Here is an 18847-nt window from a genome sequence, read left to right as displayed (position 1 = left end):
ACTGGATGCCGATCGGTTTTCAGTTCATTTGCGACGGCAGCCACAGCACCAGCGCCGGGAACAGCGTCAGCAGCACGACCACCAGAAGATGCGCCCAGACATGGGGCATGACGCCCCGGAACAGCTCGCCCAGCGGGCGGCGGGTGTAGCGGGCGACAACGAACACATTCATGCCCAAGGGCGGCGTCACCATGCCGATCTCGGCCGTCACGACGACGATGACCCCGAACCAGATGGGATCGAACCCCAGCTTCAGCACGATGGGCAGCACGACCGGCACCGTCAGGATCAGAATGGCGATCTGGTCCATGAAGAAGCCAAGCACGATATAGCCCAGCAAGATCACCGCCATGATCGCCAGCGCCGGCAGCGGCAGCGCCCCCACCCAGTTCGCCAGATCGTTGGTCACCCGCGTGATGGTGAAGAAATAGCCGAACACATGGGCGCCCAGGATGATGAACAGGATCATGCAGGTGGTGTGGGTCGACCGGCGCAGCGCGCCCCACAGCGCGGGCAGCGTCAGCTTGCGTTCCATCATCGCCAGCAGCATGGCGGCAAAGGCGGCGATGCCTGCGGCCTCGGTCGGGGTGGCGATGCCGGAATAGATCGTGCCGGTGACCGACAGGAACAGCACCAGCATCGGCCAGATTCGGCGCAGCGAGACGATCTTGTCTTTCAGGCTGTAGCGCTGCCCGGGCGGGGCGGCACCTGGCCAGATCGCAACCAGCAGCGCCACCGTCAGGATGATTGCCAGCGTCACGATCAGCCCCGGCACGATCCCTGCGATCATCAGCCGCGAGATCGAGACATCGGCCAGAATGCCATACAGGATCAGCGCCACCGAAGGCGGGATCAGCATGGCCAGCGTGCCGGAAATCGCCACCACGCCGCCGGCCAGCTTGGGTTCATACCCCTGACGCATCATCTCGGGCAGCGAGGTCGAGGCCAGCGTTGCCGCCGCCGCCGTGCTGGACCCCGAGATCGCCCCGAACCCTGCCCCGGCAATCGCGGTGGCCATCGCCACCCCGCCGCGCAGGCGGCCGACCCAGATGGTCGCGGATTTGAACAGATCGGTGGCGATCCCCGAGATGATCACGAATTCCGCCATCAGGATGAACATCGGAATGGTGATCAGTTCATAGGAATTGGCCGTCGACAGCGGCGTCGTGCCCAGAATGCCCATCAGGATCGGAACGCCGCCATACAGGTAAAGGCCAAGCGCCCCCGAAACCGCCATGGCCAGCGCAACCGGAAGCCCAATGACCAGCAAGACGACAAGCGAGATCAGAACAGTCGCGACCAGCATCAGACGCCGCCCTCTTCGTCGGTGTGATGGGCGGCGGGCTCCAGCCCGGCCGGTGCGGTGCCGGTCATCATCGCGGACACATGGCCGATGACGCGCACCCCGCAGCGCAGCGTCATCGTGGCCGATCCGATCACCACCATCGCATAGGGAACCCAGGTCGGCAGGGCGACGGTCGCGGCGATCCGGTCGTCATTGACCCAGGCCGAGACAAAGCGTTGCCAGCCGCCGACCCCGATCAGCGCCACCACGACAACTGCCGCCGCATAGCCGAGGGCCAGCGCCAGATGCCGGACCCGTGCGGGAAGCAAGGGCTGGAACACGTCCACCGCGATGTGGCTGTGGTGCGTCAGCGTGTCGGGCAGCGCCAGAAAGAACACCGCGACCATCAGATAAAGGCCGATCATGTCATAGGACCACGACAGCGGCGAGGCGAACAGGTAGCGTCCGCAGACGTCGATCACCACGATCAGCATGATGGCCATCATCGCGGTGGCCGAGATCGACATCATCGCCGTTTCGATGCGCGCCAAGACCCCACCACCGGCGGGCAATTCCTGTGTCTGCATTGTCCTCCCCTTCTGCCTTGGGCCCGTGGCGCGGGCTGGCAGTGTTCGTCTATTTATACAGATGGTTCTTATATGTGAATGAATGCGACTGGGGCGGTCATGTCAACAAACAATGCCGATGTTTGGGGGCGGATCCGGGCGTTTGCGCAGGTCAATGCCGACGGGGGTTCGCAGAAGTCAGTTGCGACTGTATGTTTTGTCCTTATATCTAGACAATCAGGTTGCGCGCGCCGTGCCCCCGAACGCCACGAAAGGACCAATCATGCTTGTCAGGCAGGTTGCCAACGTGCTGGATTTGCTGGAGTTCTTTGCAGATCGCGGCAAGCCCGCCAGTCTGGCAGAGGTGTCGCAGCATTTCGGCTGGCCGCGGTCGTCCACGTTCAACCTGCTGTCCACGCTGAGCGGGCGGGGCTTTCTGTTCGAACCCGAAGGGCGCGGACGGTTCTATCCGACCCCGCGCTGGCTGTCGCTCGCGCAGGCCATCGTCGCGGCCGAGCCGCTGCCGGAATCGCTGCTGCGCATCGCGCGCGACCTTGCCGAGCGCACGGGCGAGACGGTTTGCGTGGGCGCCGCCGCCGGGACCAGCGTGGTGTTTCTCGAGGTGATCCACTCGGCCGCGCGGGTCCGCTATGCGGCCGAGGTCGGGCAGCGCATCCCGATTCACGCCACCGCCTCGGGGCATTCGATCATCAGCCAGTGGCCGGAAAACCAGCGCGCCGCCCTGCTGCGCAAGGTCGAGTTCGAGCGCTATGGTTCTGGCACCCCCATGAGCGTCGAGGCGGTCGAGGATCAGATCCGCGCTGGCCTTCACCGGGGCTGGTTCCGCAGTGCGTCCAACTATAGTATCGATCTGGGCGGGGTCTCGTTGCCCATCGTTGAATCCGACCGGGTCTATGCGTTGACCGTGGCCGGGCCGCTGAACCGGATGGAAGCGGTGATGCCCGAAATCGCCCGCCAGATGCACGAGGCGATCGGGCGCCAGTTCGGCCCCGACTACCTCAAGACGCGGATCAAGGGCCTGACCGTGCCGCCGCGCGACACGATCTGACCAGGGCTTCATCGCGGTTTCAACTGGCTGCGAAGGTCTGTTTTCAGAACCTTGCCATAGCTATTCTTGGGCAGCGCCTCGGGGAATTCATAGCGTTTCGGCCGCTTGAACGCCGCGATATTGTCGCGGCACCAGCGGTCCAGCACGGCGCTGTCCACCGACTGGCCGGGCACGAAGACGACAAAGGCCACCACCTGTTCGCCCCATTCGGGCTCGGGCTCGCCCACCACGGCAACCTCGAACACCGCAGGGTGGCGCAGCAGCACCTCTTCGACCTCGCGCGGGTAGATGTTGGTGCCGCCCGAGATGATCACATCCTTGCTGCGGTCGGTCAGGTGCAGAAAGCCGTCGCCGTCCAGATGCCCCAGATCGCCAGTATGCAGCCAGCCGTTCCGCAGCGTTTCGGCGCTGGCCTCGGGGTTCTGCCAGTAGCCCTGCATGACGGTCGGTGCCTTCAGGCAGATCTCGCCCGTCTCGCCAGCCGGCAGCGGCGCATCGTCCGGTCCCAGGATCGCCAGTGTTACCGCTGCCTGCGCCACGCCCACCGAAGCGCGGCGCCCCCGCCAGTTCGGGTGCGAGGTATCGGCGACCAGGTCCCGCGACAGATAGGATATGGTCATCGGGCTTTCACCCTGTCCATATATCTGAACAAACCGGGGGCCGAGCTGTTCCAGCGCCTCGTCGATGTCGGCGGCATACATCGGGCCGCCGCCATAGATAATCGTGCGCAGCCCCTCGCCCGTCCAGCCGGTTTCGCGCGCAAGGGCGATCAGGCGCTTGACCATGGTGGGGGCCGCGAACATCACCAGCCCGCCGCGGCTTTCGGCCAGCGCGATGATTTCGGCGCTGTCGAACCCGCGCGAGGGCGGGATCAGATGCGCCCCGGCGGCCCGGATCTGGGCGAACATGTAAAGCCCCGCGCCATGTGACATCGGCGCGGCATACAGCATGTGGTCGCCCGGCTGCGGCCGGTCCACATCGGTCGCATAGGACAGCGAGGCCTGCACCAGATTGTCATGGCTGAGCATCACGCCCTTCGGCCGCCCCGTGGTGCCCGAGGTATAGAACAGCCAGGCCAGGTCGCTGCCATCGCGCGGGGCGGGGGGCGTCACCGGCGCGCCGCCCGGAACCGGGGCGCCAAGCGCCAGTTCCGCCCGGCCGGGGAACAGATCGCCCGTGTCGGTATAGATCAGCGCGGCGCCGGAATGATCCAGGATCCATTCCGCTTCGCGCGGGTGCAGCTTGTGGTTCACCGGCACGGTCACCGCGCCCAGCCACCAGATGGCGTGCAGCGCGGCAATATAGTCGGGGGCGTTCCTGGCAAAGATCGCGACCCGATCGCCCGCCCCGATGCCCCGCGCCGCCAGATCGGCGGCGCGGTCGCAGACCGCCTGCAACAGCCCGGCATAATCGTGCAGCAGCACATCGCCATCATGGATCGCAGGGTTCGACGGCCAGGACCGCGCGGTCTGGTACAGCCAGTTGGCGATGCTCATCGCAGCCTCAGGCGCGGTCGGCCTGAAGGACGGTGGCATAGTTCGCCACCGCCGCCCCGCCCATGTTGAAGGTCAGGCCCCATTCGGCGCCCTGGCGCTGCATATCGCCGGCCTGTCCGGTCAGCTGGCGGAAGGCAATGGCATGCATGGAAACGCCGGTCGCGCCCACCGGGTGCCCCTTGGCCTTCAGCCCGCCCGACAGGTTCACCGGGGTCTTGCCGTCGGCCATCACGCGGCCTTCCTCGATGGCGCGGGCGCCCTGGCCCTTGGGGGCAAGGCCCATCGCCTCGTAGGTCAGCAGCTCGGCCGAGGTGAAGCAGTCATGCACCTCGGCAAAGTCCAGATCGTCGACGCCGATGCCCGCCTTGGCATAGGCGGCGGCAATCGCGCGCTCTGGCCCCTCGAATGCGACGAAATCGCGCCGCGACATCGGCAGATAGTCCGACACATGTTCCGCCGCCGCGATCCGCACCCGGCGCCCGGCCGAGGCCGCATCGCCAGACAGCACGATGGCCGCCGCGCCATCGGTCACCAGCGAGCAATCCGACAGCCGCAAGGGCGGCGCGATCAGCGGGTTCTTGTCGCTGACCTCGCGGCAGAAGTCATAGGTAAAGGGCTTGTGCATCTGCGCCAGCGGGTTCTTCATCGCATTGGCGTGGTTCTTGGCGGCGATGCGGGCCATGGCGTCCATCGGGTCGCTGTGGCGGTCGGCATAGGTCTGGGCGGCAATGGCAAAGACCTGCGGAAAGCTGAGCGCGGCCTCGGCCGGGTCGTTCTGATAGCCGGCGCCTGCCAGCGCGGCCGTCACGTCGGGGGTGGACCGGTGGGTCATCTTTTCGGCGCCCACCACCAGCACATGCCGTGCCTTGCCGGAAAGGATCTGGTTGATCCCGGCATGGATCGCCGCCGCGCCCGATGCGCAGGCGTTTTCACAGCGCGCCGCCGGCTTGAACCGCAGCGCCGGATGCGCCTGATGGATCAGCGACGAGGCAAAGCCATCGGCCACCAGGCCCGAGTTGAAATGCCCCAGAAACACCGCGTCGATGTCTGCGGGGTCAAGGCCGGATTCGGCGATCGCCTCTTGCGCAGCCTCGACGATCAGCTGTTCCAGCGTCTCGCTCAGCCGGCCAAAGCGGGTGTGCCCGCTGCCGATGATGTGGATGTCTTGCATGATCCGTCCTCCATTCGGGGCAGCATCGCGCGGCGCGGGGCTTGGCGGAATACGCAGTTTCACCTAGAAAGATGCGTAGAAAATACGTAGCAGGCCCCGGATGCCCGACCCCGACCTTGCCCCGCTTGGCTTTCACGAGGCGCCAGTTGCGCTGTCGATCCTGTCGCATCGGCGGGTTCTGCTGGTGAATGCGGAATTCGAGGCGCTGTTCGGCTGGCCGCAGGCCGAGATCGAAGGGCAGTCGGTTCGGCTGCTGTATCCGTCCAGCGTCGATTATGAAAAGACCGGCAGCCGCTGGGCGCGGCGTCTGGCGGGCCAGCAGCGGCACGAGGACGAACGCTTCATGCGCTGCCGCAGCGGCCGGACGCTGTGGATGCGGGCGCGCGGGCGGACCCTGACGCCGGACGAGCCGTTTCGGCTGACGCTCTGGGCCTTTGACCCGGTGCCCGAGCGGATGAGCGGGACCGAGGTTCTGACGCTGCGCGAACGTGAGGTCGCGCGCTATGTGGTGAACGGGTTCACCAGCAAGGAAATCGGCCAGGCGCTGGGGATTTCCCCCCGGACGGTCGAGGTGCATCGGTCGGCCATCATGCGCAAGCTGGATGTGGGCAAGGCCGCCGAACTGGTGGCGCGGCTGACCGGACGGGGGTAGCGAGGGGGGCCAGCCCCCCTCTTGGCGCGTGCCGCGCCAATTCACCCCCCGGGATATTTTCGGACAGATGAAAAGGCGCGGGGCTCGCCTAGCGATTGACCCGCGCGGCGCCCGAGACCATGCGCGCCAGGGCGGCGTGGTAATCATCGGTATGGTGGGCGACGGCCTGCATCGCGGCGGACATGTCCAGCACCGCAGGCAGGGAATTGTTCCAGGCCTGACGCAGCAGACGTTTGGTCATGCGCGTGGCATGGGGCGAATGGGCGGCGATGCGGCGGGCCATCGCGCGGGCCTCGTCCAGCAGGGCGGCGTCATCGACCACGCGCGAGACAAGGCCGATGCGCAGCGCCTCGTCGGCATCGACCAGATCGCCGGTCAGGGCCATTTCGCTGGCCTTGGCAAAGCCGACCGCACGGGGCAGCAGCCAGGCGCCGCCATCGCCGGGAATGATGCCCAGCCGCACGAAGCTTTCGGCGAATTTCGCCGCGCGGCCGGCGATGCGGATGTCGCACATCAGGGTCAGATCGCAGCCTGCGCCGATGGCCGGGCCGTTGACGGCGGCGATCACCGGAAGCTCCAGCGCCTCCATCGCCAGCGGCAGGCGCTGGATGCCGGTCTTGTAGTTGCGCCGGGTCTGGGCGGGCAGATCGTCCACCAGCCCCTGTCCGGGCGACATGGCCTTGATGTTGCCGCCCGAGGAAAACGCACTGCCGGCGCCAGTCAGCACGATGACGCGCGATGCCGGGTCCGCCTCGGCGGCGTCCAGCGCGGCCAGCAGCGCCTCGATCATCGGCAGGCCGGAAATGGCGTTGCGGGTTTCGGGGTCGTTCAGGGTGATGGTGACGACGCCATCGGCATCGGTTTCGGAAAGGACGATGGGCATGGGGGGTCTCCTATCTCAGGCCTAGGCCGCGGGCGATGATACCGCGCAGCACCTCGCGCGTGCCACCGCGCAGGGAAAAGCAGGGCGCCAGTTGCCGGATGCGCGCGAAGGTCGCGGCATAGGCGGCGTCGGCGGTGGCGGGGTTGATGACCTCGCGCGCGCGTTCGGGGGTTTCCTGTTCCAGCAGCGCGCCCAGATCCTTGACGATGGCGGCGTGCAGGTCGGGCTTTTCGCCGCGCTCCAGCCGGCCGGCGATGGATTGCGACATGTGGCGCAGCACCAGCGTATGGGCGGCAAGGCGGCCGACCGAAGCCTCGGCCGCCGGGGTGCCCGCGCCCAGCCGGGCCATTTCCTCGAGCAGCGCGAACGAGGACAGGAACCGTTCCGGCCCGCTGCGTTCGAACGAGAGTTCCGACATGACCTGCGCCCAGCCGTCGCCTTCGCGGCCCAGAAGGGCGCTGTCGGGCAGTTCCACGCCGTCAAAGCTGCATTCGTTGAAGTGATGTTCGCCCGCGATGTCCAGCACCGGGCGGACGGTGATGCCGGGCAGCGACATGTCGATCAGGAACTGGCTGGTGCCGCCGTGACGATCCTCGGCCGGGCCGGTGCGGCAAAAGCAGATCATGTAATGCGATTCGTGGGCGTAGGTGGTCCACAGTTTGGTGCCGCTCAGCCGCCAGCCGGTGGCGGTGCGTTCTGCCCGCATCCGCACCGAGGCAAGGTCGGATCCGCTGTCAGGCTCGCTCATGCCGATGCAGAAATAGCACTCGCCTGCGGCGATGCGGGGCAGGATGGTGCGGCGCTGGTCCTCGGTGCCATTGCGCAGGATCATCGGGGCGCTTTGGCGGTCGGCGATCCAGTGGGCGGCGACAGGGGCGCCGGCGGCGAGCAGTTCCTCCATCACCACATGGCGTTCCACCGGGCTGCGGGCGTGGCCGCCGTATTCGGTGGGCCAGGTCATGCCGATATAGCCCGCAGCGCCAAGGGCGCGGCTGAAATCGGCGTCAAAGCCGGTCCAGCTGCGGGCGCGGTCGGCGGCCGGGTAGTCGGGCGGCAGGGTGTCGCGCAGAAAGGCGCGGACCTCGGCGCGCAGGGCGGCGTGGTCGGTGCGTTGGTCGGGCAGGGGAAAGGTCAGCGCGGTCATCAGAAGCGGTCCGATTGCAGGGCGGTGATCTGCGGCCAGAGCGGGCCGCCAGCGGCCAGGGCCGCGCCAAGGGTGGCGGCCCAGTCAGCCTCGTGCCCGTGGTCGTCGCGCCAGGTCCACAGGCGGCGGGTCAGCGGGTGCAGCGGGTATTCCTGGCTGAAGCCGATGGCGCCGTGGATCTGATGCGCCAGTTCCGCGACCTTGCCCGCCGCCTCGCCCGTGCGGATCTTGGCGGCGGCGGCCAGCAGAACCAGCCGGTCCGGGTGATCGTCCACCAGCGGCAGGGCGAGCGCTGCCATCTGGGCCGCGGCCCCGGCGGCGGCGGTTTCGGCGGCCATGGTCGCAAGGTATTGCTGGATCGCCTGAAACTTGCCAAGCGCGCGGCCGAACTGCACCCGTTCGCCAGCATAGCGGGTTGTCATCTCCAGCACCGATTGCAGCGCGCCGGCGATCTGCTGGGCGCGCAGGGCAGCTGCGATGGCGCGCGGCACCTGCGGGTTCAGGTGCAGGGTCGCGCTGCCGGTCGGGGCGGGCAGGCTGGCCAGATCGTCGCGCGGCTCGCCCGCGATGGAACTGCCGTGCTGCCAGTCGCCACCGGCAACCGCATAAGTTGACAGCCGGCACCTTTCGCCCTGCGCGGTGCAGGTGACCAGAAGGGCGAGGTGGCGGCCGAACGGCACCTGACGCGGCGCAGCGAAGACCACGGCGGCCGGGCCTTCGGCCAGCGGCAGGCCGGCGCGGGCCAGCAGCCAGTTGGCCAGCATGGTTTCCGCCAGCGGCACCGGCGCCGCCACCGAGGCCGAGATGCGCAGCGGCTCCATCGCCTCGTCGGGGTCAAGGCCGAAGCCGCCGTCGTCTTCGGTGAGCAGCGACAGGGCAAAGCCTGCCTCTTCGATGGCTTGCCACAGTGCGGCGGGCCAGCCGTCCGCAAAGCCGCCATGCTGCGCGAACAGGCGCCGCGCGCTGTCGGCGATCAGATCCGATGCCATGGTTCCTCCCTTGCCATATTTCATCACATGAAATATGATTTCATCAAGATTAGCACGGAACCCGGGCCGCGCAACAGCCGCGTGAAAAGGGGGGCAAGATGACATCCTACAAGCCGGTGGTGGCGGCCCTGCGTGTGCTGGATGTGCTGGCGGCGCTGAACCGCCCTGGCGTTGCGGCGACGGTGGCGGGCATTCACGGCGCGACCGGCATCGACAAGGCAACCGTGGTGCGGATGCTGGAGACGCTGATCCATGCCGGCTATGTGCTGCGCGACCCCGATCAGGCGGTCTATCGGCCAACCGGCAAGACCCTGTCGCTGGCGACTGGCTATGACCGGCACAAGGTGGTGGGGGCCATCGTTTCGGACGATCTGGCCGGGTTTCGCCAGCGCATCGGCTGGCCTTCGGATGTGGCGCTGTTCGATCACGATGCGATGCTGGTCGTCACCTCGTCGCGCCCGCCGGAACCGCTGAGCTTCATCCGGGCCTCGGGTTTTCGCGCGCCGATGCTGGTGACCAGCCTGGGGCTGGCCTGGCTTGCCCATTGTTCCGAGGCCGAGCGGGCGGCGTTTGTGGCCCGGGCCGCCGCCGATCCGGCACCGCAAAACGATCTGGCGCGCGATCCGCAGGCCTTGCAGGCGCGGCTGGAGACGGTGCGGGCGCAGGGCTATGCGACGATGGACCCCAGCTATTCGCGGGCGAATTACGAGGGGCGGTTTTCCAGTATCGGCGTTCCCGTGATGGCCGGGGGGCGGGTGTTCGGGGCGGTCAACGTCATCCACCTGCTGAGCGCGCTGGGACCGCAGGAGGCGCGCGACAAGCTGCTTGCGCCGTTGCAGGAGGTTGCCGCGCGCATGGCGGCGCGGCTGGCCGAGCGCGAATAGCGCCGGGTGGCCGCGGTGCGCGGTGGGGGCGCTGCCCCCAGGGTCGCGGCGCGCCTGTGTCGGGGGTGCGCCTGCCCCCGGGATATTTGGATCAAGGCGAAAGGGGGCGCCGCGCTCACGTTTCGTTGATCTGCGGGGTTGAAAGCCCGGGCGGCCCCGCTATATGCAGCCGCAACCGCCCGTGTTCATGCACGCGCGGATGCTGTTCGGTGACCGGGCCCCTCTGGCGGAAGTGGCGGCGCTTTCGTGATGTCGGCACTGCAACATTCATAGCCGCCGGACACTTCGTCATGACCTCTGGGACCACCCTTCCGACCGGCGCCGGGCACCGCCCGACGTTGCAGTATTTCCGCTGGGCTTTCATTGTCACCGCCCTGGGCCTTGGCCTTGGCCTGTGGCTGGGTTTTTCGACCGAACATACCTTTGCCGGGGCGATGAAGGTGTTCTTCATCGTATCGGTGCTGGCGGTGCTGGAAATCTCGCTCTCGTTCGACAATGCCATCGTCAATGCCAACAAGCTCAAGGACATGACGCCGAAATGGCAGCAGCGGTTCCTGACCTGGGGGATCCTGATCGCGGTGTTCGGGATGCGGGTCATCTTTCCGCTGCTGATCGTGGTGATTGCCGCCAATGTCGGCCCCTGGACTGCGCTGGTCATGGCCGCCAGCCAGCCCGAGGAATACAGCCGCATCATGCATGATGCGCATCTGCCGATCGCGGCCTTTGGTGGCACCTTCCTGATGATGGTGGCGCTGTCGTTCTTCTTTGATCACGAGAAGGACATTCACTGGGTGCGCTGGATCGAGGAAAAGGCCACGCAATATTCGTCGGTCAAGGGGATCGAGATCGCCTTTGTGCTGGGCATAATGCTGATCTTTTCCGAGGTGATCGAGGGCTACAAGGGCGCCGAGGCGGCCACGGTGTTCTTTCACGCCGCGATCTGGGGACTTTTGACCTTTCTGCTGGTCGAGGTGCTGGGCGGCATCCTGGACCGCAGCCAGGAGTTGATGGAGGGCGCGGCGCGGGGTGGTCTGGGCGCGTTCCTCTATCTGGAGGTGCTGGACGCCTCGTTCAGCTTTGACGGGGTGATCGGCGCCTTTGCCCTGTCGTCCAACCTGTTCGTCATTGCGATCGGCCTGGGGGTCGGCGCGATGTATGTGCGGTCGATGACCATCATGCTGGTCGAAAAGGGCACGCTGGCGCAATACCGCTTTCTGGAACATGGCGCGTTCTATGCCATCCTGATCCTGTCGGTGATCATGTATGTCCAGACGCTGGTGCATATTCCCGAGGTGATCACCGGGCTGGGAGGCGCCGCGCTGATCGGGATTTCGCTCTGGTCCTCGATCCGGTGGAACCGCAGGAACGGCGATCAGGCCGAGGCGGTCTGATCGCGCGGCGTGAAGCCGAGATCCGCCGAGAGCTGGTCCGTGAAGGCGCGCGTTGCCCTGACGGTCCGGCCATCGGTGTCCAGGTCGATCTGGGCGGTCGGGCCGATCACCGTGATGGCCAGCTGCATGGCGCCGGTATGGTCGAACACCGGGGCGGACACGGCCGAAACGCCGGGGATCGGCAGATCAAGTGTGGTGGTGAAGCCGCGCCGGGCGTCTTCGGCGACATCGGCCCAATAGGCGCGCTGCTGCGCCGGGTCAGGCAGTTCCTGACGGACAAGGGGCTCGGTGGTCTTGCGCGGCAGCAGGGCGGCAAACAGCCGGCCCGTGGCCGTGCCGGTCACGGTGAACATGCCGCCAGCCCGCACATTGGCATGGATGCGCGGGCCTTCGTGAACGTAGACGATCACCGGCCCGTGCAGGCCCCAGACCGTCACCGCAACCATCAGCCCGGTTTCCTCGGTCAGCTGGGGCAGGCGGTGCATCGTCTCGCGGTAGGCATCCTGCCCGCGCAGGCGCACAAGGCCCAGTTCCAGCGCAAAGGGGCCAAGGGCATAAAGCCCGGTGTCGGTCTGTTCGACCATGCGGATGGTGCGCAGGCTGACAAGGTAGGGGTGCAGCTGCGAGGGGGCGACGCCCACGCCTTCGGCCAGATCGCGCAGCTTGACCGGCCCGCCGACCCGCGCCAGTTCGCGCAGGATCGCGCCGCCGGTTTCCAGCGATTGCACGCCGCGCTGCTGCCTTGGCTTTGTCACCCGGACCTCGTTCATCGTTCGCCTTTCAGGTAACGGGGCGGGGGCCGCGGGGCAAGCCGGGGTCACGGCGGGTTGGCAGCGCCATCGACAGCGTCAGGCCAATTGTTGCCAGCCCGACGCCCAGCCATTGCAAGGGATTGGGCAGGATCCCCGCGACCGGGATCGCCATCAGCACCGCCGAGGGCGGGACCAGCGCGTTGAACACCGACGCCCGTCCCGTCCCCAGCAGCATGACCGCCGCCGCAAAGGCGGCGGGCGCGCCGCTGCCAGCGATGACGCCCTGAATGACCGCCTGGTCAAGCCAGGGCAGGCCCGGCGCGTCGGGAAAGCCCCAGATCAGCAGATAGGCCGGGATGAACAGCGCGCTGGCATAGACGGCAACGCCGGCCGTGGTTTCCACCGGGGGCATCCGCCAGCGGCCCAGCAGCCAGCTGAACGTGCCCCACAGCGAGCCCGAGATCACGAAGCACAAATCGCCCGCGACAGCCCACAGGCCCGTGGCCTTGGGGCTGCCGCCGCGGTCGGCGCCGATCACCAGCAGGCCGGCCAGCAGCAGGGCAAGGCCGAAGATCCGCAGCGCGCTGATCGGCTGGCAGTCGACAAAGCGCACCAGCGCCAGCGCGACCAGAACCGACATGCCCGGCCCAATCACCACCGCATGGGCCAGCGGCGCCAGCCGGAAGCCAAGGTTGAATACCAGCGAAAACGCCGGGCCGACCAGCAGCGCCAGCACGATCAGCCGCCACTGATCCAGTCGCAGGCCGCGCCACAGGAACCAGGGCAGCAGCACCAGCCCTGCCACGCCATAGCGCAGCAGTGTCAGATCCTGCGGGCGAAAGCCCTGGGCCTGGCCGATCTCGGTTCCCACGTTGAAAAGCCCCCAGCCCGTGACGGCGATCAGGCCAAGCGCGATGCCGGCGGCCAGTCGCGCGGGCGAAGGGGCCTCAGTCATTGCCGCCCGCCATGTCGCGCGCAGCGATCCAGCCAAATGTGATCGCCGGGCCAAGGGTGATGCCGCCGCCCGGATAATTGCCGCCCATGATGCTGGCCGCATCGTTGCCCGCCGCATAAAGGCCGGGGATCGCGCGGCCGTCGTGGTCCAGCACCTGCGCGCGGCCGTTCGTTTTCAACCCGGCAAAGGTGCCCAGATCGCCCACATACAGCCGCACGGCGTAGAACGGCCCCTTGGCCAGGGGCGCAACGCAGGGGTTGGGCTTGTGATCCGGGTCGCCAAGGCTGCGGTTGTAGCTGGTCGAGCCCTTGCCAAAGGCCGGATCCTCGCCCCGCGCGGCGTGGCGGTTGAACTCGGCCACCTCGGCCTCCATCGTCGCAGGATCGGCGCCGATCTGGCGGGCGAGGTCGGCAATCGTCGCGCCGCGCAGCAGGTAGCCGTTCTTGATCAGATGGCCATAGGGCACCGGCGCGGGCTTGGCAAAGCCCAGCCCGTATTTGCGAAACGCCCGGTGATCGGCAATGAACCACGCCGCTAGTTCGGCATCCGGCCCGCCTTCCTCGCGGCATCGCTTGACCATGGCCTGGCAGAAATCATGATAGCTTTGCGCCTCGTTGACAAAGCGCCGCCCAGACCGGGTGACCGCGATCACCCCCGGCTTCGATCGGTCGACGAAATGCGGGAAGGTGCCCAGCGTGCCATCCTTCCTGCGCGGGCGCGAGATCGGCACCCAGGCGGCGGAATGCGGCAGGCTGGTGTCGACATCGGCGCCGACGCCTTCGCCAAGGCGCAGCCCGTCGCCGGTATTTCCGGGCGGCGCGGGGGTGACATGTTCGTGGCCGGTGGGGGAATGCGGCATCAGCTCCTTGCGGCGCAGCGCATCTTGCGGAAAGCCGCCTGCGGCCAGCACGACGCCCTTGCGCGCGATCACCTCGACCTCGCCGGTGCGGGTGTGCAGGATGGCGCCGGTCACCCGGCGCGTATCGTTGCGCAGCAGGCGTTTGACAGGCGCGTCGGTCCAGATTTCGACCCCCTTGTCAAAGGCGGATTTCGCCAGCCGCCCGACCAGCGCATTGCCATTGGTCAGCCGCATCGGGCGGCCATGCAGCACCACATCGCGCAGGTATTTCGCGAACAGTTGCGCCACAAAGGCGAACGAGACGGGCGAGCGCAGCACATTGAAGAAATGCAGCAATTCCTTGCCGGATCCGATCATCATGCCCAGCACGGTGATTTCCGCCAGCGGCGGGCGCAGGCGCCTGATCTCGGGCCCCAGCGCGCGGGCATCAAAAGGGCGGGCCACGATGGACCGGCCGCCATCCATGCCGCCCGGCGCGGTGGGGTGGTAATCGGCAAAGGTGGGGCCAAGGTCGAATTGCAGCTCGGTGTTCTGTTCAAAGAAGTCGACCGCCCTTGGCCCGGCGTCCAGAAAGGCATCGACCCGGTCGGCATCGAAATGTGCGCCGGCTTCGTGTTGCAGGTAGGTGCGGGCCTTGTCCTTGCTGTCTTCGACCCCTGCCCGCCGGGCGGGGCCATTGCAGGGGATCCACATCCAGCCACCCGACCGCGCAGTGGTGCCGCCGAAGACGGGTTCCTTTTCCGCCACCAGCACCGTCAGGTGCCGATGCGCCGCCGCCACCGCCGTGGCCAGCCCCCCGGCGCCCGAGCCTACCACCAGAACATCGACCTCGTGCCGCCTCATGGCGTTTCTCCTTTTCAAGCCGTCAGATAGCCACCGTCCACCGGCACCAGCGTGCCGGTGACGTAGCTGGACATGTCAGAGGCCAAGAACAGCACCGGCCCCACCAGTTCGTCGGGTTTGCCCGTGCGGCCCATGGGGGTATGCGCCATGAACCGGCCAATGGCGGCCGGATCGGCGCGCGTTGCCTCGGTCATCGGGGTGTCGATCACGCCGGGGGCGATGGCGTTGACGCGAATGCCCTGCGGCGCCAGCTCGTTTGCCAGCGCGCGGGTCAGTTGCAGCACCGCCCCCTTGGAGGCCGCATAGGCCGACAGGCCCGGCCCCGAGGACACCGACATGATGGACCCAAGGTTCACCACCCGGCCCCGCGTTGTGCGCAACTGGTCCAGAAAGGCCCGCGTGACCCGCATGGGGCCGGTCGCGTTGACCGCCATGATGGCGGACCAGTCGGCTTCGAACCCGGCGGAATCGGCCGGGGTGCGGCGGATGATGCCAGCGTTGTTCACCAGAATGGCCGCCGGGCCGAGACGCCGCGCCACCTGATCCGCAAAGCCGCGGATCGACTCGCCGTCTGTCACATCCAGCGCCAGCCCGATGGCCTGCCCGCCCTGCGCGGTGATCTCGGCCGCGACGGCGTCGGCGCCGGCTGCGTTGACATCGCCAATCGCCACCCTGGCACCGGCCTGCGCCAGCCCCAGGGCAATGGCGCGGCCATTGCCCTGCGCGCCGCCGGTGACGACGGCGACCTGACCCGTGATCCCCTCCATGGCTTCCTCCCAGCCAAATTTGCGTGTTGCAAATTGATTTGACTATAACTAACGTTTTTCCCATGCCAAGCCGAAAACCGCTTGGCGCCAAGGAGGGCCCGGACCAACAAGGGTCAGGGTTGGCACAGGGAGGACATGATGAAGAAACGCCTTGCGGCGGCCCTTGTGGCTGCCAGCATCCTGGCGGGGGCCGTCGCCCCGGCCAGCGCACAGACCTTTGACCTGCAATCGGTGTTCGGCCTGAACACCCCGTCGATCGGACCCAGCCCCAAGCTGTGGGCCGAACGGGTCAAGCTGATGACCGGCGGCAAGGTCAACATCAACGTGCATGGCGCAGGCGATTTCGTGCCGCCGTTCGAGGTGTTCGGCGCGGTGTCCTCGGGCGCGCTGCAGATGGGCTTTGACTGGATCGGCTATTGGGCGAACCAGATCCCGGTGGCGAACCTTGTGGGGTCCATGCCGTTCGGCCCGGAACCCGACATCACGCTTGCCTGGATGTTCAAGGGCGGCGGGCTGGAGATCATCCAGAAGGCCTATGATCCGCATAACGTCGTGGTGCTGCCCTGCCATCTGGTCGGGGCCGAGGCGGGCGGCTGGTTCAACAAGGAAATCAACTCGGTTGACGACCTCAAGGGCCTGAACATGCGCATCGCGGGGCTGGGCGGCAAGACGCTGGCCAAGATGGGCGCCAACACCCAGCTGGTTCCGGCGGGCGAGATTTTCGTGTCGCTGGAAACCGGGCGGATCGACGCGGCGGAATTCTCGGCCCCGCAGCTGGATGTGGGTCTCGGGTTCCAGCGGGTGACGAAGTATTACTACTTCCCCGGCTGGCACCAGCCATCGTCCTGGGACAGCATCATCATCAACAAGGCGGTCTGGGACGGGCTGGGCGCCGATACCCAGCAGGTGATGAAGGAAGCCTGCTTTGCCAACATCGCCTGGAACCTGGCCGATCAGGTCAACGCCCAGGCCGCAGCGATCAAGACCATCCGGGATGCAGGCGTCGATGTGCGCCGCTTCCCCGATGACGTGCTGAAGGCGATGTATGCCACCTCCAAGGAAGTGCTGGCAGAAGAGGCGAAGAACGATCCGATCTTTGCCGAGGCGCTGGCCTCGCTGACCGCCTACATGGACAGCGTGGGCGAGTGGGCGCACCTTCAGGCGCTGCCGCGCGAATGACCGGACGGGCGGCCCTGCAAGGGGCCGCCCTTTCACCACGATAGGACCGTCATGCGCCTTGCAGATCGCCTTCTTGATCTTTTGTGCCTGCCCGCGAAATGGGTCAGCTGGTTGACCCTGCCGCTGATCGCCTCGATCCTGGCGGCGGTGGTTCTGGCCAAGATGGGGCAGAACACGCTGGTTTCCTGGTCGCAGCCCCTGCCGGTGCTGGGCCGCGCGATCACCGTGAATTCGCTGCTGGACATCCAGTGGTATGTCTTTGCGCTGCTGGTGCTGTTTGGCGGCATCATGGCCTATCGCAACGATCGCCATGTCGCGGTGGAAACCATCGCGCTGAACCTGCCGCCACGGGGGCGGCTGCTGATCCGGGTGCTGGGCGATCTGCTGTTTCTGGCGCCGTTCTGTGCGATCATCGCCTGGTATGGCCATGCCTATGCCATGACCGCCTATACCACGGGCGAGGGATCCACGCAGGGCGGGCTGATGGATCGCTGGCTGATCAAGGCAATGTTGCCGCTGGCCTTTGCGCTGCTGACGGCTGCGGGCGTGGTGCGGGGCATTTCCGGCATCATTACGCTGGTTCGGGGGCGCTGAGATGGAACATCTGTGGCCCATCCTGATGCTGCTGGGGCTGATGGCCGGCATCTTTTCCGGCTATCCGGTGGCCTTTGTGCTGGCAGGCATCGGCATCCTGTTCGCGTTCCTGAACGGGATCCCGATCATCTTTCTGTCGCTGGGGGTCGGGCGCATCTTTTCGGGCGTGCTGGCCAACTGGCTGCTGGTGGCGATCCCGCTGTTCGTCTTCATGGGGCTGATGCTGGAACGGTCCGGCATTGCCGAGCGGTTGCTGCGATCCCTTGCCTCGGTGTTCCGGGGTATGCCGGGGGCCTATGCCTTTGCCGTGGCGATCATCGGGGTGGTCATGGCGGCCTCGACCGGGATCATCGGGGCCTCGGTCGTGCTGATGGGCATGATGGCGCTGCCGGCGATGAAGGAAAACCGCTATGACATGCGGCTGGCCTCGGGGCTGATCGCATCCAGCGGAACGCTGGGCATTCTGATCCCGCCGTCGATCATGCTGATCATCCTGGGCGATCAGTTGCGGCTGTCGGTGGGCGATCTGTTCATGGGCGCCATCGTGCCGGGGCTGCTGCTTGGCGTGCTGTATGTGGCCTATCTGCTGGCGGTGGCGATCTTGCAGCCGCAGCGGATGCCGCCAGCGACCAAGGCCGATCCGCTGCCCTTTTCCCGCGCCCTTTGGCAGCTGACGCGCGATCTGCTGGCGCCGATGATCCTGATCTTTTCGGTGCTGGGCACCATCGTGGCCGGGATCGCCACGCCCACCGAATCCGCCGCCATCGGCGCGGCGGGGGCGATGGTTCTGGCGCTGGCCTCGGGCAATCTGCGGATGAAGGCGCTGCGCGAGTCGCTGTATGACACCACATCGACCACGGCGATGATCGTTTTCGTGATGATCGGCGCGTCGATCTTTTCGGTGGTGTTCCGCCGGCTGGGCGGCGATGCCATGCTGGCCGATCTGTTCCTGGACGAAGGCTCCAGCCCGATGGGGGTCATGCTGACCATCATGGCGCTGATTTTCCTGCTGGGCTTCTTTCTGGAATGGGTGGAAATCACGCTGGTCGTGGTGCCGATCGTGGCGCCGATCCTGGGCCATCTGGATTTCGGGATGCCGACCGAACATGTGCTGATCTGGTTTGCCATCGCGCTTGCCGTGAACCTGCAGACCAGCTTTCTGACGCCGCCTTTTGGCTATGCGCTGTTCTATCTGCGCGGGATTGCGCCGGATCTGCCGATTTCGACCATCTATCGCGGGGTGATCCCCTTTGTGGTGCTGCAACTGATGGCGCTGGCGCTGGTGCTGGTGTTTCCGAGCCTGGCGCTGGATCTGCCGCTGTCGCTGCGCTGACTGCGCTGCAGTGCCGCACCGCCCTTGGACGGTGC

At 66.8% G+C, this 18847-nt stretch carries 18 protein-coding genes; 7 read left to right on the top strand and 11 right to left on the bottom strand.

What is annotated here, in order from left to right; all coding sequences use genetic code 11:
- Positions 1-19: 19 nt before the first annotated feature.
- Positions 20-1306, bottom strand: coding sequence for a TRAP transporter large permease (locus tag G481_RS0107465; protein ID WP_028029472.1), 1287 nt, complete (start codon positions 1304-1306; stop codon positions 20-22).
- Positions 1306-1872, bottom strand: coding sequence for a TRAP transporter small permease (locus G481_RS23160; RefSeq protein WP_051294374.1), 567 nt, complete (start codon positions 1870-1872; stop codon positions 1306-1308). Before G481_RS23160 ends, G481_RS0107465 begins: the two co-directional genes overlap by 1 nt.
- A gap of 262 nt (positions 1873-2134) precedes the next feature.
- On the opposite strand from G481_RS23160, the gene G481_RS23155 reads away from it, so the two are divergent.
- Positions 2135-2920, top strand: coding sequence for an IclR family transcriptional regulator (locus tag G481_RS23155; RefSeq protein ID WP_084450710.1), 786 nt, complete (start codon positions 2135-2137; stop codon positions 2918-2920).
- An 8-nt stretch (positions 2921-2928) separates the two neighbouring features.
- On the opposite strand, the gene G481_RS0107450 is transcribed toward G481_RS23155, so the two are convergent.
- Entirely contained in the window at positions 2929-4416 is a 1488-nt protein-coding gene (locus tag G481_RS0107450; protein ID WP_028029471.1) for a class I adenylate-forming enzyme family protein, read from the bottom strand.
- A 7-nt stretch (positions 4417-4423) separates the two neighbouring features.
- Entirely contained in the window at positions 4424-5587 is a 1164-nt protein-coding gene (locus tag G481_RS0107445) for a thiolase domain-containing protein (RefSeq protein ID WP_028029470.1), read from the bottom strand.
- 100 nt (positions 5588-5687) lie between these two features.
- Here G481_RS0107445 and G481_RS0107440 point away from each other — a divergent pair, with 100 nt between their 5' ends.
- A complete protein-coding gene (locus G481_RS0107440; RefSeq protein ID WP_028029469.1) occupies positions 5688-6239 on the top strand; it encodes a LuxR family transcriptional regulator in 552 nt (183 codons plus the stop codon).
- Positions 6240-6327: 88 nt separating this feature from the next.
- Here the strand turns inward: G481_RS0107440 and G481_RS23150 are convergent, their stop codons facing one another.
- From G481_RS23150 to G481_RS25040, 3 genes are read right to left on the bottom strand one after another with little or no spacing between them, the layout of a single operon-like run.
- Complete coding sequence (locus G481_RS23150; protein WP_035025407.1) at positions 6328-7122, bottom strand: crotonase/enoyl-CoA hydratase family protein; 795 nt, start codon at positions 7120-7122, stop codon at positions 6328-6330.
- Between the two features lie 10 nt (positions 7123-7132).
- Positions 7133-8266: an acyl-CoA dehydrogenase family protein gene (locus G481_RS0107430; RefSeq protein WP_028029468.1), complete on the bottom strand. Its 1134-nt coding sequence runs from the start codon at positions 8264-8266 to the stop codon at positions 7133-7135.
- A complete protein-coding gene (locus tag G481_RS25040; RefSeq protein ID WP_051294373.1) occupies positions 8266-9255 on the bottom strand; it encodes an acyl-CoA dehydrogenase family protein in 990 nt (329 codons plus the stop codon). Before G481_RS25040 ends, G481_RS0107430 begins: the two co-directional genes overlap by 1 nt.
- Positions 9256-9353: 98 nt before the next feature.
- On the opposite strand from G481_RS25040, the gene G481_RS0107420 reads away from it, so the two are divergent.
- Together G481_RS0107420 and G481_RS0107415 are read left to right on the top strand one after the other, a co-directional pair.
- Positions 9354-10139, top strand: coding sequence for an IclR family transcriptional regulator domain-containing protein (locus G481_RS0107420; RefSeq protein WP_028029467.1), 786 nt, complete (start codon positions 9354-9356; stop codon positions 10137-10139).
- 290 nt (positions 10140-10429) lie between these two features.
- Positions 10430-11530, top strand: coding sequence for a DUF475 domain-containing protein (locus G481_RS0107415; RefSeq protein ID WP_051294372.1), 1101 nt, complete (start codon positions 10430-10432; stop codon positions 11528-11530).
- Here the strand turns inward: G481_RS0107415 and G481_RS0107410 are convergent.
- Genes G481_RS0107410 through G481_RS0107395 form a run of 4 tightly spaced genes read right to left on the bottom strand, consistent with a single transcriptional unit; the run spans position 11512 to position 15706 of the window.
- Positions 11512-12285, bottom strand: coding sequence for an IclR family transcriptional regulator (locus tag G481_RS0107410; protein WP_211235186.1), 774 nt, complete (start codon positions 12283-12285; stop codon positions 11512-11514). The two genes, G481_RS0107415 and G481_RS0107410, sit on opposite strands and share 19 nt — an antisense overlap.
- Before the next feature lie 25 nt (positions 12286-12310).
- Positions 12311-13237, bottom strand: coding sequence for a DMT family transporter (locus G481_RS0107405; RefSeq protein ID WP_028029464.1), 927 nt, complete (start codon positions 13235-13237; stop codon positions 12311-12313).
- A complete protein-coding gene (locus G481_RS0107400) occupies positions 13230-14939 on the bottom strand; it encodes an FAD-dependent oxidoreductase (RefSeq protein WP_028029463.1) in 1710 nt (569 codons plus the stop codon). Before G481_RS0107400 ends, G481_RS0107405 begins: the two co-directional genes overlap by 8 nt.
- A 14-nt stretch (positions 14940-14953) precedes the next feature.
- The gene (locus G481_RS0107395) at positions 14954-15706 is read right to left on the bottom strand and encodes an SDR family NAD(P)-dependent oxidoreductase (protein ID WP_028029462.1); all 753 of its coding nucleotides are present in this window, start codon (positions 15704-15706) and stop codon (positions 14954-14956) included.
- A 138-nt stretch (positions 15707-15844) separates the two neighbouring features.
- On the opposite strand from G481_RS0107395, the gene G481_RS0107390 reads away from it, so the two are divergent.
- The 3 genes from G481_RS0107390 to G481_RS0107380 are packed head-to-tail and all read left to right on the top strand — an operon-like array spanning position 15845 to position 18812.
- Positions 15845-16885, top strand: coding sequence for a TRAP transporter substrate-binding protein (locus G481_RS0107390; protein WP_035025404.1), 1041 nt, complete (start codon positions 15845-15847; stop codon positions 16883-16885).
- 51 nt (positions 16886-16936) lie between these two features.
- Complete coding sequence (locus tag G481_RS0107385) at positions 16937-17479, top strand: TRAP transporter small permease subunit (RefSeq protein ID WP_028029460.1); 543 nt, start codon at positions 16937-16939, stop codon at positions 17477-17479.
- A 1-nt stretch (position 17480) separates the two neighbouring features.
- A complete protein-coding gene (locus G481_RS0107380) occupies positions 17481-18812 on the top strand; it encodes a TRAP transporter large permease (RefSeq protein WP_028029459.1) in 1332 nt (443 codons plus the stop codon).
- Positions 18813-18847: the final 35 nt, after the last annotated feature.

Origin of the sequence: Gemmobacter nectariphilus DSM 15620, assembly GCF_000429765.1 — a bacterium.
Classification (GTDB): domain Bacteria; phylum Pseudomonadota; class Alphaproteobacteria; order Rhodobacterales; family Rhodobacteraceae; genus Wagnerdoeblera; species Wagnerdoeblera nectariphila.
The sequence above is the reverse complement of the archived record's forward strand: the minus strand, read 5'-3'. Positions and strand labels throughout refer to the sequence as shown.

Coding starts and splice junctions, on each gene's coding strand:
- G481_RS0107465 (WP_028029472.1), bottom strand. CDS start 1,306: ATGCTGGTCGCGACTGTTCTGATCTCGCTTGTCGTCTTGCTGGTCATT.
- G481_RS23160 (WP_051294374.1), bottom strand. CDS start 1,872: ATGCAGACACAGGAATTGCCCGCCGGTGGTGGGGTCTTGGCGCGCATC.
- G481_RS23155 (WP_084450710.1), top strand. CDS start 2,135: ATGCTTGTCAGGCAGGTTGCCAACGTGCTGGATTTGCTGGAGTTCTTT.
- G481_RS0107450 (WP_028029471.1), bottom strand. CDS start 4,416: ATGAGCATCGCCAACTGGCTGTACCAGACCGCGCGGTCCTGGCCGTCG.
- G481_RS0107445 (WP_028029470.1), bottom strand. CDS start 5,587: ATGCAAGACATCCACATCATCGGCAGCGGGCACACCCGCTTTGGCCGG.
- G481_RS0107440 (WP_028029469.1), top strand. CDS start 5,688: ATGCCCGACCCCGACCTTGCCCCGCTTGGCTTTCACGAGGCGCCAGTT.
- G481_RS23150 (WP_035025407.1), bottom strand. CDS start 7,122: ATGCCCATCGTCCTTTCCGAAACCGATGCCGATGGCGTCGTCACCATC.
- G481_RS0107430 (WP_028029468.1), bottom strand. CDS start 8,266: ATGACCGCGCTGACCTTTCCCCTGCCCGACCAACGCACCGACCACGCC.
- G481_RS25040 (WP_051294373.1), bottom strand. CDS start 9,255: ATGGCATCGGATCTGATCGCCGACAGCGCGCGGCGCCTGTTCGCGCAG.
- G481_RS0107420 (WP_028029467.1), top strand. CDS start 9,354: ATGACATCCTACAAGCCGGTGGTGGCGGCCCTGCGTGTGCTGGATGTG.
- G481_RS0107415 (WP_051294372.1), top strand. CDS start 10,430: ATGACCTCTGGGACCACCCTTCCGACCGGCGCCGGGCACCGCCCGACG.
- G481_RS0107405 (WP_028029464.1), bottom strand. CDS start 13,237: ATGACTGAGGCCCCTTCGCCCGCGCGACTGGCCGCCGGCATCGCGCTT.
- G481_RS0107400 (WP_028029463.1), bottom strand. CDS start 14,939: ATGAGGCGGCACGAGGTCGATGTTCTGGTGGTAGGCTCGGGCGCCGGG.
- G481_RS0107395 (WP_028029462.1), bottom strand. CDS start 15,706: ATGGAGGGGATCACGGGTCAGGTCGCCGTCGTCACCGGCGGCGCGCAG.
- G481_RS0107390 (WP_035025404.1), top strand. CDS start 15,845: ATGAAGAAACGCCTTGCGGCGGCCCTTGTGGCTGCCAGCATCCTGGCG.
- G481_RS0107385 (WP_028029460.1), top strand. CDS start 16,937: ATGCGCCTTGCAGATCGCCTTCTTGATCTTTTGTGCCTGCCCGCGAAA.
- G481_RS0107380 (WP_028029459.1), top strand. CDS start 17,481: ATGGAACATCTGTGGCCCATCCTGATGCTGCTGGGGCTGATGGCCGGC.